General features: G+C 59.1%; 13 protein-coding genes. 5 read left to right on the forward strand and 8 right to left on the reverse strand.

Going from position 1 to position 14,307, the window contains the following annotated elements; genetic code table 11:
• The first annotated feature begins 143 nt into the window (after positions 1–143).
• Both ACXAC3_RS15300 and ACXAC3_RS15305 read left to right on the forward strand, forming a co-directional pair.
• Positions 144–1,376: an efflux RND transporter periplasmic adaptor subunit gene (locus ACXAC3_RS15300; protein ID WP_475161906.1), complete on the forward strand. Its 1,233-nt coding sequence runs from the start codon at positions 144–146 to the stop codon at positions 1,374–1,376.
• A complete protein-coding gene (locus ACXAC3_RS15305; RefSeq protein WP_475161908.1) occupies positions 1,373–5,167 on the forward strand; it encodes an efflux RND transporter permease subunit in 3,795 nt (1,264 codons plus the stop codon). Before ACXAC3_RS15300 ends, ACXAC3_RS15305 begins: the two co-directional genes overlap by 4 nt.
• Before the next feature lie 34 nt (positions 5,168–5,201).
• On the opposite strand, the gene ACXAC3_RS15310 is transcribed toward ACXAC3_RS15305, so the two are convergent.
• From ACXAC3_RS15310 to ACXAC3_RS15320, 3 genes are all read right to left on the reverse strand, one after another.
• Positions 5,202–5,558, reverse strand: coding sequence for a DUF2147 domain-containing protein (locus tag ACXAC3_RS15310; protein ID WP_475161911.1), 357 nt, complete (start codon positions 5,556–5,558; stop codon positions 5,202–5,204).
• A gap of 101 nt (positions 5,559–5,659) precedes the next feature.
• Positions 5,660–7,465, reverse strand: a complete 1,806-nt coding sequence (locus ACXAC3_RS15315) for an ABCB family ABC transporter ATP-binding protein/permease (RefSeq protein WP_475161913.1) — start codon at positions 7,463–7,465, stop codon at positions 5,660–5,662.
• 78 nt (positions 7,466–7,543) lie between these two features.
• A complete protein-coding gene (locus ACXAC3_RS15320; RefSeq protein WP_475161914.1) occupies positions 7,544–8,926 on the reverse strand; it encodes a LysM peptidoglycan-binding domain-containing protein in 1,383 nt (460 codons plus the stop codon).
• Positions 8,927–9,052: 126 nt separating this feature from the next.
• On the opposite strand from ACXAC3_RS15320, the gene ACXAC3_RS15325 reads away from it, so the two are divergent.
• Positions 9,053–9,604 (forward strand): LOG family protein, encoded by a 552-nt coding sequence (locus ACXAC3_RS15325; RefSeq protein WP_475161917.1) that lies wholly within the window; start codon positions 9,053–9,055, stop codon positions 9,602–9,604.
• 45 nt (positions 9,605–9,649) lie between these two features.
• Here ACXAC3_RS15325 and ACXAC3_RS15330 read toward each other — a convergent pair whose 3' ends face one another.
• From ACXAC3_RS15330 to ACXAC3_RS15340, 3 genes are all read right to left on the reverse strand, one after another.
• Complete coding sequence (locus ACXAC3_RS15330) at positions 9,650–10,099, reverse strand: baeRF12 domain-containing protein (RefSeq protein WP_475161919.1); 450 nt, start codon at positions 10,097–10,099, stop codon at positions 9,650–9,652.
• Positions 10,100–10,307: 208 nt separating this feature from the next.
• The gene (locus tag ACXAC3_RS15335) at positions 10,308–11,186 is read right to left on the reverse strand and encodes a metallophosphoesterase (protein WP_475161920.1); all 879 of its coding nucleotides are present in this window, start codon (positions 11,184–11,186) and stop codon (positions 10,308–10,310) included.
• Between the two features lie 3 nt (positions 11,187–11,189).
• Complete coding sequence (locus ACXAC3_RS15340) at positions 11,190–11,789, reverse strand: superoxide dismutase (protein ID WP_475161922.1); 600 nt, start codon at positions 11,787–11,789, stop codon at positions 11,190–11,192.
• Positions 11,790–11,888: 99 nt separating this feature from the next.
• On the opposite strand from ACXAC3_RS15340, the gene ACXAC3_RS15345 reads away from it, so the two are divergent.
• On the forward strand, positions 11,889–12,650 hold the full coding sequence (locus ACXAC3_RS15345; RefSeq protein WP_475161926.1) for an FkbM family methyltransferase: 762 nt from the start codon (positions 11,889–11,891) through the stop codon (positions 12,648–12,650).
• Between the two features lie 111 nt (positions 12,651–12,761).
• Complete coding sequence (locus ACXAC3_RS15350) at positions 12,762–13,151, forward strand: hypothetical protein (RefSeq protein WP_475161928.1); 390 nt, start codon at positions 12,762–12,764, stop codon at positions 13,149–13,151.
• A gap of 63 nt (positions 13,152–13,214) precedes the next feature.
• On the opposite strand, the gene ACXAC3_RS15355 is transcribed toward ACXAC3_RS15350, so the two are convergent.
• Positions 13,215–13,640, reverse strand: coding sequence for a hypothetical protein (locus ACXAC3_RS15355; RefSeq protein ID WP_475161931.1), 426 nt, complete (start codon positions 13,638–13,640; stop codon positions 13,215–13,217).
• Between the two features lie 21 nt (positions 13,641–13,661).
• Positions 13,662–14,174, reverse strand: coding sequence for a hypothetical protein (locus ACXAC3_RS15360; RefSeq protein WP_475161933.1), 513 nt, complete (start codon positions 14,172–14,174; stop codon positions 13,662–13,664).
• Between the last annotated feature and the right edge of the window lie 133 nt (positions 14,175–14,307).

Below are 14,307 nucleotides of genomic sequence, written 5' to 3' on the forward strand. Positions count from 1 at the left end.
TCATTTCCGCAGCGGCACACAACCCTTGCGCAAAAAAATGAACCGAACTATTCAGTTTAGCGTAGAAATAGTGCGTGACCGACCCCATTTTCAGGCATGCACGCCGACGGATAATCGGCTGAGAATTCTGGGAGAAGTTTTGTATGCGCTTGATTTCATTCGTGAATGCGTTTCTGGTTGTTGTTGCGCTGTTCTATCTTGTTTTTGAGCGGGACGCGCTGTTTGCCTTCGCTGGCCGGGGTGATGGCGACGCCGACGCAGCCGCAAGCGCGGAATCAGCCGGTGAATCGCCCTCGGATCAGTCGGTTATGGGCGTCGTTGCAGTGAGATCCGTGGCGCGCGAAATCGACAGCGCGGTGCTGTTGCGTGGTCAGACAAAGGCCAATCGTCAGGTCGAAGTTCTGGCCGAGACGACCTCGACCGTCATCTCGGAACCCAAGCGCAAGGGCGCGTTTGTCGAGGCCGGCGATCTGCTGTGCGAACTTGACCCCGGCACACGCCCGGCCAGTCTGGCCGAAGCATTGGCCGGCAAACTTGAGGCCGAAAGCCGCGTGCCCGAAGCCGAAGCCCGTCTGGAAGAAGCCCACGCCCTTGTGGCCGAGGCGGAAATCAACCTGACGGCGGCAAGCAAACTGTCGGAAACCGGATTTGGGTCGGAAACCCGCAGAATTTCCAGCGAGGCCGCAATGAAGGCGGCCGAAGCCGGCGTAAAGACCGCCGAAGCCGGGCTGGAGGCCACGCGCGCCGGTATCGAGGCCGCCACGGCCGAGGTCGAGGCCGCGCAGCGCGAAATCGACCGCCAGACCATCGAAGCCCCGTTCAAGGGATTGCTTGAAAGCGATACCGCCGAATTGGGCAGCCTGATGCAGCCCGGGTCGCTCTGCGCGACGGTTATCCAGCTTGATCCGATCAAGCTAGTCGGTTTTGTGCCCGAGGCCGAGGTCAACCGCGTCATCGTCGGCTCAGAGGCGTCGGCGCAGTTGGTCACAGGTCTGCAGGTCGCAGGCCGCGTCACGTTTCTGAGCCGTTCGGCCGATGAAACCACGCGTACCTTCGAGGTCGAGATCACCGTTCCAAACCCCGAACTGGCCATTCGTGACGGTCAGACCGCCGATATCCGCATCGCTGCCGAAGGCACAAAGGCGCATCTGCTGCCGCAATCCGCCATGACCCTGAACAATGAAGGGCAAGTTGGCGTGCGCACCGTTGGCGAAGGCAATGTCGTCGACTTCAGGCCAATCCGCCTGTTGCGGGATACGGCACAGGGCGTCTGGGTCGACGGGTTGCCGGAAACGGTAAACATCATCGTTGTCGGGCAAGAATTCGTGACACAGGGCGTCATGGTCGAGCCCACCTATCTGGAAGCTGAACAATGACCGGTATCGTAAGCTGGGCCGCCGGCCGGGCCCGAATGGTTCTGGCCTTCATCGCGATCTCGCTGGTTGTCGGTGGGTTTGCCTATGTCGGCCTGCCCAAGGAAGGCGAGCCGGACATCGAAATTCCGGCGCTGTTTGTATCGGTGCAGTTTCCGGGCATCTCGGCGGAAGATTCGGAAAACCTTCTGGTCAAACCGATGGAAACCGAACTGGCGGATCTGGATGGTCTGAAGGAGATGACCTCGACCGCTGCCGAAGGGTATGCCGGTGTCGCGCTGGAGTTTGATTTCGGCTGGGACAAGACGGCGATCATGGCTGATGTGCGCGACGCAATGAACAGCGCGCAGGCCGAGTTCCCGGAAGGGGCGGAACAGTATTCGCTGACGGAAATCAACTTTTCGGAGTTCCCTATCGTCATCGTAAACCTGACGGGGGCCGTGCCGGAACGCACGATGGCGCGCGTGGCCAAGGACTTGCAGGACGATCTGGAAGCGATGGATTCCGTTCTGGAAGCCGGCATCGCAGGCAATCGCGATGAAATGCTTGAGGTGATCATCAATCCCCTGCGTCTTGAGGCTTATAACGTCACCGCAGCGGAACTGATCAACGTCGTTCAGAACAACAACCAACTGATCGCGGCGGGTGAGGTCGAAACCGAACAGGGCACCTTCTCGGTCAAGATCCCATCGTCATTCAAAACCGCGCAGGACGTTTATGACCTGCCCGTCAAGGTCAATGGCGACCGCGTGGTCACGCTCGGCGAGCTGGCCCAGATCAACTATACGTTCGAGGACCGCGAAGGCACCGCCCGCTTTAACGGGGAACCGACGGTCGCGTTGCAAGTGGTCAAGCGCAAGGGCTTCAACCTGATCGACACGGTTGAGGATGTGAAATCGACCATTGCAGAGGCGCGGACAAAATGGCCACCCGAGATGCAGGCTGCTATCGAACTGGGAACCTCGAATGACCAAAGCCGTATTGTGGGGTCGATGGTCAGTCAGCTTGAAGGATCGGTTCTGACGGCCATTGCACTGGTGATGATCGTGGTGCTGGCCTCGCTGGGAACGCGCGCCGCATTGCTTGTGGGTTTTGCCATTCCGACCTCGTTCCTTTTGTGTTTTGCGTTCCTTGCCGTCATGGGTGTCAGCATTTCGAACATCGTGATGTTCGGGCTGATCCTGGCAGTCGGGATGCTGGTCGACGGGGCCATCGTTGTCGTCGAATACGCCGACAAGCGCATCAAGGAAGGCGTGGGCCCGATGCACGCCTATGTCGAAGCCGCGCAGCGGATGTTCTGGCCGATCGTGTCGTCCACGGCCACGACCCTGTGCGCCTTCCTGCCGATGCTGTTCTGGCCCGGTGTTCCGGGTGAGTTCATGGGCATGCTGCCCGTCACGCTGATATTTGTTCTGTCGGCCTCGCTGATCGTTGCGCTGATCTACCTGCCGGTCATGGGCGGTGTTTCGGGGCGGTTGAGCCGGGTATTCGACCGGACATCCAACTGGCTGCGGGCCCGCACGCCGTGGTGGGTCCGGGCCGTGATGGTTCCGCCTTCGGTCTACATGATTTTTCTGGGCGCGATGCAGATGCTGAACCCGTCCTATCTGATGCCTGCGGATGCGTCCGGCGGCGTGATCTTTGGCGCGTTCCTGTTCCTGCTCGGTGCCTTTGCCGGGTCCGTGACGCTGAGCGCGGCCAGGATTGAGCGCGCCCCGGACCAGCACGTTCATACCGCACGCGAACACACGCTTTTCGGTCATGTCATCAAGTTTCTTGTTGGCAATCCGATCATGCCGATCGTCTCGATCCTGGCCGTTGGCTTTGCCGTTTTTCAGGTCATGGCGATCTACGGAGCCAACAACCGGGGTGTCGAGTTCTTCGTCGAAAGCGAACCGGAACAGGCAACCGCCTATGTCCGCGCGCGTGGCAACATCTCTCTGGCTGAAAAGGATGCAATGGTTCTGGCCGCCGAAGAGATCATCAGCACGCACCCTGCCGTGATCAATGTCTTTGCCTTTGCGGGCGAAGGTGGTTTGAACCAGAACAACGGCGGCGCGCAGGCGCCGGCTGATACGGTTGGACGGGTACAGTTCGAGATCATCCCATGGGAAGATCGCCCGAACGTTTCTGAACCCATCCTGGGCGGATTGCTGGACCGCGAAACTGTCGCGCCGGACTTTGACGGCGATTTCGTACTGGATCAGTTGAATGCGGAACTGGCGACGATTCCCGGAATTGTCGTCGAGATTCTGCCGCTGGAGCAGGGCCCGGCCTCGGCCAAGCCCGTTCATCTGCGGATCAAGGGCGACAGCTGGGACGAGTTGACGACAGCAACGCTCGCCGCCCGCGAGGTGTTCGACGCCACCCCCGGCCTGATCAAGACCGAGGACACCCTGCCCCTGCCCGGCATCGACTGGCAGATTGATGTCGACGTGGCCAAGGCGGGCCGTTTTGGCGCGGATGTGGCAACAGTGGGCGCGATGGTGCAACTGGTCACGCGCGGCCTGTTGCTGGGCGAAATGCGCCCGGACAATGTTGACGAAGAGATCGAAATCCGCGTTCGCCTGCCCGACGAAGATCGGGTTCTGTCCACGCTCGACACGCTGAAGGTCAGAACTCCGGACGGGTTGGTGCCGCTGTCCAACTTCGTATCGCGCAAACCCGTGGCAAAACTGGCCGAGATCAACCGCGTTGATCAGGAACGGTATTTCGACGTGAAGGCCGACGTAGAGCCGGGCCTGAGCAAGATTGTCACCGATGCACCGGACGGAACCGAACAGAGGCTGGCCATTGTGCGCGAAGTAGCCGAAGGTGCTGAGCCGACCGGCGCAGCGTTCACCGGTCCGGGCGGTTCCGAGTTCGAGCTTGTTCTTCTGACCGGATCAGACTCGGTCGAGGATTTGCGCACCGCGGTCGAAGCCGGCGATGCGCGCTTTTCGCTGATCAACCCGAACGAACGCATTGCGGTCCTGACCGAGTGGCTGGAAACGGGCCCGTTCGGCAATACCATCAGCTGGGAATGGACCGGTGATCAGGAAGATCAGGAGGAATTGGGCGCGTTCCTTGTCAACGCCTTTGCCGGTGCTCTTGGGCTGATGTTCGTGATCCTGCTGGCCCAGTTCAACTCGTTCTACAACTCGGTTCTGGTTCTGCTGGCGGTCGTGTTGTCGACGACCGGTGTTCTGATCGGGATGCTGGTGATGCAGCAGCCGTTTTCGATCATCATGACCGGCACCGGCATCGTGGCGCTGGCGGGGATCGTGGTGAACAACAACATTGTTCTGATCGACACCTATCAGGAATACAGCCGGTATATGCCGCGGATCGAAGCCATCATCCGCACGGCCGAGGCCCGTATCCGGCCGGTTCTGCTGACCACGCTGACCACCATGGCGGGCCTGACGCCGATGATGTTCGGGCTGTCGCTGGACTTCATCAACGGTGGCTATTCCATCAACAGCCCGACCGCCCTGTGGTGGAAACAGTTGGCCACTGCCGTGGTCTTCGGGCTTGGCATCGCGACGGTTCTAACCCTGATCGTGACGCCTTCGTTCCTGGCGCTGCGGGTTTGGGTCACCACCTATGCCGTGTGGCTGGGCAGGCTGCTGGCCCGGGCAACGGCCGGCAGGTCCAGCCAGGTCGCGCAGGATATGGCCATAGGCAAGGCCGTCCGGCAGGCGCAGGCGACCGAAGTTGTCTGGGGCGACGAACGTCAGCCGGTGCCCCCAACCTCGGAAGATACAGAAGACACGGACCATCCGACCGGTCCGCCGCTGAAAGCTGCTGAATAACAAAGAATGGGGGCCGGGATTTCCGGCCCTTTTTTTATTGCAGGCGCGTCCACGACTGGTGGCCGCAGACGTGATGCGCGCAGCCCTTGACCTTAAGCGTATTGCCCTGAAGGGTCATTTGCGGGACAGCTTCGACATTGACAAGGGGAACCCAGAATTCACCCCCGCCGTATTTTCCGCCACCTTCGTTTGAGACATCCCAAAACAGCTTTTTCCCGATATTCTTGGTCTGAACCTCTTTGCCGGACGCATCATAGGCAGACTGAATCTGGCCGCAGAACTTGTCCCCACATGCCGTGATTTTGATATGTGAAATCAGGTCCTTGCGATCCGGTTCGGTTTTCCAGACACCGACGATCGGATCACCGGCGGCCAGCGCCGGGGTCAACATCAGGACTGCAGGAATAACTATATGTCGTATGAGTTTATGCATTAAACCACCTCCGACTGATCCCCGGCAGTGTAGCACATCCCGACACGCCGCTGGAACGGTCAAGCCGCCTGCGCATCCGCCTGCTGGCGGTTCCAGAGTTGCGCATAACGCCCCTCGCGCTGCAACAGCTCTTCATGGGTGCCCTGTTCCAGAATTTCGCCACGCTCCAGAACCACGATGCGGTCCGCCTCGGCAATGGTGCTCAGACGGTGCGCAATCGTCAGAACGGTCCGCCCCTCGCCCGCATGCGCCAACGCATCCTTGATGTCCTGCTCGGTATCGGTATCCAGCGCCGAGGTCGCCTCGTCCAGCAGCAGGATCGGCGGGTTCTTCAAAAGGGTGCGCGCGATGCCGACGCGTTGCTTTTCACCACCGGACAGTTTCAGACCGCGTTCGCCAACCTTGGTGTCGTACCCCTCGGGCAGCGTGACGATGAAATCGTGAATCTGAGCCGCCTTCGCAGCGGCTTCCACGTCATCCTGCGTGGCGCCGTCGCGGCCATAGGCGATGTTATATCGGATGGTGTCGTTGAACAGCACCGTATCCTGCGGCACAACACCGATGGCCGCGTGCAGGCTGGACTGATTGACGTCGCGCACATCCTGCCCGTCAATCTTCAATGCGCCCCCGGTCACATCGTAGAACCGGAACAACAGCCGCCCGATTGTAGATTTGCCTGACCCCGTGGCCCCGACGATGGCAACGGTCTGCCCGGCGGGAACAATCAGCGAAACGCCTTTGAGGATTTCGCGGTCCGCGTCATAGCCAAAGTGGACATTGTCCAATGTCACCTCGCCCCCGCTGACCACGAGGTCCTGCGCACCGGGCTTATCCGTCACTTCGGCCGGTTGTTCCAGCAGGTCAAACATCTGCCCCATATCCACCAGAGACTGGCGAATCTCGCGATAGACCGTGCCCAGAAAATTCAGCGGAACAGTGATCTGTATCATATAGGCGTTGACCATGACGAAATCGCCGACCGTCAGCGTCCCGCTCTGCACACCGAGCGCGGCAAGAACCATTACGCCGATCAGGCCGCACGTGATCAGGAAGGATTGCCCGAAATTCAGGAAAGCCAGCGAGTATGCCGTTTTCAGCGCCGCCCCGGCATAGGCTTTCATGGACACGTCATACCGTTCAGCCTCGCGCGTTTCCGCATTGAAATACTTGACAGTTTCAAAGTTCAGAAGGCTGTCGATGGCACGCTGGTTGGCCTCGGTATCCTGATCGTTCATCTCGCGCCGTAGCTTCACGCGCCACTCGGTCACGGCGAATGTGAACCAGATATAAAGCGCAATGGTGACGGCTACGACGACCAGATACCAGACATCGAACAGCCACATCAGGATGATCGCAACCAGCAACAATTCCAGGATCAGCGGTCCGATGGAGAACAGCAAAAAGCGCAGCAGGAACTCCACGCCTTTGACGCCGCGCTCGATGATCCGGCTGAGCCCGCCGGTGCGGCGGGTCACGTGGTAACGCATCGATAGCTGGTGAATGTGCCGGAATGTCTCAAGCGCCAGAGCGCGCAGGGCCCGCTGCCCGACCGGGGCAAAGGCCGCATCGCGCAACTGCTGAAAGCCCACGGTCATCATGCGCGCGACGCCATAAGCCACGGTCAGGCCCACCGCGCCCAGCGCCAGCGGTGGAACCCCCTCGCCTGCAAGGCCGTCAACCGCACCTTTGTACAGGATCGGCGTGTAGACCGCGATCAGCTTGGCCAGCACCAGCATGCCCATGGCCAGAACCACCCGGCGTTTGACCCAGGCTTCGTCCTCGGGCCACAGGTACGGCGCAACTTTGCGGATGGTGCGCCAGCCAGACCGGCGTTCGTCGCTTTGGGGCATGTCTTCTGAGGTCATCGGGGCTGTCCGTCTCATCACGTACCTGATCTGCGGTCAGAGATAGCCCCTGCCCCGGAATGGGCCAGAGGCAAGAGTTTATTCGGGGATCGTGAATATCTGACCGGGGTAAATCAGGTCAGGATCACGGATCGAGTCCCGGTTGGCTTCGAACAGCCTTACGTAAAGGATCCCTTCGCCGAACCGATCGCGCGAAATGGCCCAAAGCGTATCACCTTTCTGGACGGTCACCGAACGGATCGTGGATGCTTCCGGTTCATCTCCGGATGTTGTGGCGGCGTCAGCGGCGCGCAACACTTCCACCGGCTCGCGCTTGAAGGGCGTTTCCAGACGGCTCACCACGGTGCCATCTGCCGCTACTTCATCGACGCGCAAGGTATAGACGCCGGGATCAATCCCCTCCAGTTCGCTGCGCCATTTGCCATCGTCAGCCGGGGCCAGATCGGCCACAAGTCGGTTGTCCAGATACAGGCGTACCACTGACCCGTCCGGAACCCGGCCGGTCAGTTGCACGTCGCCCGAATTCGAGTAGCCGATTGTATCAATGGCCACCTGTTCGGGCGCCTGTGGTTGTACGGTGGGCGATTGAACAAGTTCCACCCCGTCTTCACCAGAGCGCAGGATTGCGATCTGCTGATCTTCGATGTCCTGAGCTGCCTCTTGGTTTGTCGCATCGGCAACCTGCGCGTCCTGCGCCGTCTTATCGTTTGACGCATCTGCGACCTGCTGGTCTTCTGCCTGAGACGTCTGGGGGGTCGCGTCCGCGGTTTCAACCTCGGGCGCTGGTGCCTCAGCCTCGTCCTGTTGCGCGGTTTCGGCATCAGCCACCGCTGGTTCAGTGGCGTCGCTATCCGCCGCTGCTACTTCCGGGGCGGCTTCCGCTACGGGTTCCGGCGCAGGCAAAGCCGCGATGACATAGTCGTCAGACTGCAATGGCTGATCACCGCCCGTTTCAAGCGTCAGGCCACGCGCAGATTCGGAAAACGGTATCAGAACGAACTCGGCGAACTGGCCGCTGTCGTCTACGGTGAAACTGTGCACCAGTTCACCGTCCAGCAAAACACGGACATCCGTACCCGGCTCGGCGTTGCCGGACAGAACGGCGTTGCCATCCGGTTCGACAAAAATCTGATCCAGCACCGGAGGCATCGGTTGCGATGACGTTTCGGCCGTATCTTCGCTGTCTTCGGCCGGGGCCGAAGGCGCGGACTCCTCCGCCTGATCGCTTGCGGTGTCTGTAGGTGCTGCCTCGTCCGTCGCTTCGGAAGATGCGCTGTCAGAGCTGTCTGTGCTGTCTTCGGTGGACGGAACCGCAACCTCAGTCGGCGGTACGTTGTCTTCCGGTTCTTCCTGTGGAGTGCCGAACAGGTAATATCCACCTGCCCCGACCAAAACTGCGATACCGGCGATCACCCCCCAGATGAAAGTTCCGGAGCTTCCGCTTCCCGACTCGGCGTTCATTCTTTTCCTTTCACTCCGCAGCGCAAGTGCTTTGATCCTAACACCTTCTGCCTGACGGTTGAGCCAATCTATCAATCCCGCTATCAGGGGTCAAAACCCAAGGCACAACCCCGGAGAGGCCGTCGGATGTCTCAGAAATCTGTCTGTGTGTATTGCGGGTCACGGAATGGCGCGAATTCCGCCTATGCCGAGGCCGCCCGGACCTTTGGCACCCTGTTGGCCGGCGAAGGCTGGCGTCTGGTCTACGGTGCCGGGGATGTGGGCCTGATGGGTGAAGTTGCGCGCGCGGCACAGTCCGCCAAGGGCGACACGTTTGGCGTGATCCCGGTTCACTTGTTAAGGCGCGAGGTGGGAAAGACCGACCTGACCCGCTTTGTGGTCACGGAAACCATGCACGAGCGCAAGAAAGTCATGATCATGAATGCCGACGCGGTTGTTGTGCTGCCAGGCGGGCCGGGTTCGCTGGATGAATTGTTCGAGGCGCTGACATGGCGGCAGCTTGGCCTGCATGACAAACCCATCATGGTGATGAATATCGACGGGTATTGGGACGCCTTGCACGACCTGTTGCAGCAGGTCATTGGGCAGGGTTTTGCTGAGCCTTCGCTGGCTGAGTTTGTGACCTGGGTCGATACGCCGGAAACGGCCATCGCCACTTTGCGGCAGCTTCTGACGTAAATGCCGGACACGGGCGGCCATGACCGCCCGCATTGACCGCAGCGCTCAGACCGCCGGCTTCAGCCGGTTCGCCAGAACCTTTTCGACTTTGTGCAACGGATGATTGGTCAGGGTTTTGTCGACCTCGGCCACAACCTTGGCCAGAACTTCGCTGTGAAGCCGCCGGCGCAACAACCCCAGAACATGCGGGCTGGCGACCAGCACAAGCCGGTTGAACGCGCCCTTCAGACCCTTTCGGTTCAGCAGATTGGCAACATCCTGCACGAACAGGGCTTTCGCGTGCGTTTTCCAGTTCGGCTCTTCCACCGCCGATTTCTGGTTTGGCCCGGAATCGAACCGCCGCCCCGCCCGGTCAGTGGGCCGGTTGGCCGCTTCCTGTTCCTCGACCGAAACTACGACCAGATTGGGATCTTCGGCATCAGTGATGTTTTCGACAAACAACGCCTTTTCCCCGTCGGCAATGACAACCCATGTTCCCTGTTCAAGTGCGACCATCGTGCTCTCCTGTTATGGCTGTTGTGGCCATCCCTCATCCGGCAGGCGCAGGTTATCCGTTACGCGCCGAGCATTTCCCGCCGCGTTGCCTGCTTGTTTTTCAAATGGTTGGCGGTTTTCTCCCTCCGCTCACCTAACGTAAGCACTGCGGAGCGGCGTGCAATCCCATCTCAATATGAAACTTTTTTCATCGGCAGGTTTTCACCTGTCAGGCCGACATCTCGATTACGGTGATCTCGGGTGCCACGCCAAAACGTACCGGCATGATCGAACAGCCAATTCCGCCTGAGACAACCAGATCGCGCTTGCCTTCACGGACATGGCCATAAGCATAGCGATTGCCGTATTTCGACGGCACGACAGGCGACCATCCGAACAACCGCACCTGACCGCCATGCGTATGCCCCGAAAGTGTGAGGGCAACGGTCTCGGGTATTTTGGGGAAGATATCGGGTTCGTGCGCCATCATGACGACCGGCGCATCATCGGTGACCTGCGCCAGTGTCCCGGGCAAGTCATCCAGACCCACAAGCCGTCCGTTGCGCCGGAACGCAAGCTGATCCTCCAGCCCGGCAAGCCAGATGCCCAGATCGTTCAGCCGAATGGCCTCGTTGGACAGGACCCTGATGCCGTTTTGCTGAAACGCGTCCGCAAATTTGTTTGGCCCCCCGCCCCGCCTTTGGGCGTTCCGGTCTTCCCACCAGTCGTGATTGCCCATGACGGCGTAAACACCGCTGCGCGCCTCAAGCTTGGCAAGGACCGGGGCCAGATCACTGGCTTCGACAGGTTCAGTGGTGACTTTGCGATGCCCGGCGTAATCGCCAAGCAGCAGGATCAGGTCCGGGGCCAGCGCATTGGTGCGCCGAACCACCTGCCTGATCCGGTCCAGACTGACATAGGGTTCGCCGACATGCAGGTCCGAAAGAACGGCAATCCGCAACGGCGGGGCTGTCCAATCCTTTCGCCGCACCCGCCACTTGCGCACACGCAGTCGCACCGACGGCTCGATAAAGAACGCGTAAGCGGCGATAAAAAGTCCTGCCAGCGTTGTCGCCAGCAGGCCCGTTATGAATTTTCGTCTGGTCAAGAATTACATCCGCGACGCGACGTTTTCCCAGTTCACCAGATTGTCGAGGAAGTTCGACAGATAAGCCGGACGCTTGTTGCGGAAATCGATGTAGTAGCTGTGTTCCCACACGTCGCAACCCAGCAGCGCGGTCTGACCAAAGCACAGCGGGTTCACGCCGTTCTCGGTCTTGGTCACGGCCAGCGAACCGTCCGCATTCTTGACCAGCCACGCCCAGCCCGAGCCGAACTGACCGGCACCGGCGGCGCTGAACTGCGATTTGAACTCGTCGACCGAACCGAAGCTTTCGGTCAGAGCCTTCTCAAGCTCACCTGGCATGGCGTTGCCGTCGGGGCCCATCATCTCCCAGAATTGGTTGTGGTTCCATAGCTGGCTGATGTTGTTGAAGATACCGTTCTGCGCCACGGCGGTTGCATCGTAGGTGCCAACGATGATCTCATCCAGCGACTTGCCGTCCCACTCAGTGCCCGCAATCAGCTTGTTGCCGTTGTCGACATAGGCCTTGTGGTGCAGGTCGTGGTGATATTCCAATGTTTCCGCGGACATACCCTTGGCTGCCAGCGCGTCATGTGCATAAGGAAGATCAGGAAGTTCAAAAGCCATCTCGGCCCCCTGTTAAATGTAAGTTGCGGTTCCCAAGGTTACATGCTTTGGCAAGTGCCGCAGGTCAAGGGCCGAGATCACAAAACCCGGAGGTCCGCGATGCTGACGCAGGCGCGCAAGATGTTTTACCGCGCCCGCGGATACTATGCCGGCAACCTGAACGGCGAACCGTTCCGATTGGATCCCTATCATTCGAAATTCTGGCGCAAGGCATCGGCCGGCGCGTGGGAGCCGGAAACCTTCGCTGTGCTGGACAAATACCTGTCACCTGACAGTGACTACCTCGACATCGGTGCGTGGATCGGCCCCACGGTCCTTTACGGTGCGCGCAGGGCCCGCCATGTCTGGTGTTTCGAACCCGACCCCACCGCATACCGTCATCTGGCCTGGAACCTGGACCTGAACGAAATCCGCAACGTCTCGGCCTTTGCTGTGGCGCTGTCGGACCGGTTCGGCGTCGCGCGCATGGCCTCGGTTCGCGGCGAGCCGGGAGACTCTACCAGTTCCTTGTTGCATGACGGTGAACATGGGTCGGATGCGCTGACGATCAGTTGGGATCAGTTTGAGGCCGTGAACGACCTGTCAGGCGTTTCTCTGGTCAAAATGGACATCGAAGGCGCCGAATATGCGGTTTTGCCCACCCTCGTTGCGTTTCTTAGGAAATACCGCCCCGCGCTGCTTCTGTCGCTTCACTCTCCGTTGCTGCCTGCAGAAGATCAGGTTTCCAAAATGTCTGAATTGCTAAATTCCTTGTCATTCTATTCCGAGCTTTGTGACGAGAACGGCCGCGCCCTTGATGAAAAGGCGGTGCTTGCGCCGCACAACCTTTCGCAGTTTCAAACGATCCTCTTACAGGGTTAAACTGCAGCAGAATTGCCGCGGGCGATTTCCTTCGAATCCCCAGTATTCAGCTTGAGCTCCGTCAGGGGTTGAGATGATTTGCCGGGAAGACAGTTTACGAAGGAAAGAATTATGAGAATCAAACTTGCAGCGGCATTTGCTTTGTCTTTGGCTGCACAGGCCGCGTCGGCCAGCCCGGTCAACTATGTTTGCAAGATGACAAAGGTCGACGGCCGGGGATGGATCGCCCCGGTTTATCTGTTTCAGGTCGATAGAGAGAAGGGAACTGCGCAAGTTGTCGATAAGCCTGAATGGATCGACGCACGCTTCAAGAACCGCGGTGCCAAAGGATATCGGATGTCCTGGAATCTGACGTCCAAAACGACAGAGGGGCCGAACGTCCGTGTCAGATATCAGGCAAATCTCGACCCGAAGGACAACAGTATCAAAGTTCGGATGGCGTTCGTTAACGTGGGTGCCGCGAACAAACCCTATGGCACTGGCAAATGTGAAACCGAGTAACGAATATCCCCGGCTTGCCCGGGGATACTTCGCCATTGACCGAATAAGGTCCGACTTTTTGTCTTACGACGCGTAAAGGGACTCGCCGCGCAGTATCTTGCAGGGTCCGATGCCTTTGGGGCGGTTGGTTGCATTGACCTGCGGAAACCTCGCAATCAGATTGAGCTGCCGTGTCTCCGGGTTCAGCGTCGCCGTATAGGTCACATATACCCGCTGACCGTTGCTTGCCGTGACTTTCATCTTCCAGAGCATTCTGTACTCACCCTTGCGGGTCGTCTTGAATTTGACGTCCTTCGGCCTTGCATCGATGTCGTGAATATACGCGTCATAAGCGCGCGCGCGCTTTTCCTCGGCATCCACGCTCAGGATCACGCGCTCGGAAATCCATCCCTTCTCCAGCCTGTGAAGCGAACAGTCATACGTTACAACATCGGCCACAGCGGCGGATGCGGACAAAGCCAAAATCACAGCGGCAAAGATATTCTTCATTTCCGTACTTTCTTAGGTGTTTTATTTGGTGTGAGAAGCATGCGCCTTACAGCGCCCGGCGGCTTCGCCCGGTCGCATGCGTTGGCCGGTCGATCTTGAACGCGCGATCGCCTTCATCGTGACGCGGTCCAGAAAAACGCGAAACTCCAGCTTATGTAAATCGGCGCCTTCGGGCGCGCCTACATAGGTACGCGCCGTCTTGTCGTTGCGACGGTACGAGTATTCCTTCCCCGGCCAAGCGATCGACAGGACGCGGTAACTGTTTCTGAGAACGCTTGCAGCCCCGGTCGAAGTTTCGATTTCCGGTATATCAACTTCATGAAGCAATGCAGATCGCCCAAATTCGTCCAACGAAAGCAGAATGCGGCTCGGCGTAGGTCTGTTGGCAAGCCCTCTTTCAAAGACGCACTCCAACGTCTCCGAATAGGTCTCGGCGATGGCCACACCGGGCGCAGCGGACAGCGCCGTGAGGCAGACCGCCAACGTCTTCGACATCCGCATTTTAGTGATCGTGTCCCTGCTGTTTTTGTCCAAGCTTTGAAGTGCTTAGATCAGTTTAAAATTCTCGCAATGCGAGAAACCCTGTAATTTCGTCATACTATGATGTGTGCAGGTAAACCACCCGGTTTTATCGACAATTAAGCGACAAATCAGCCGACACTTTAGA

Source organism: Ruegeria sp. ABV4_181, assembly GCF_056158465.1.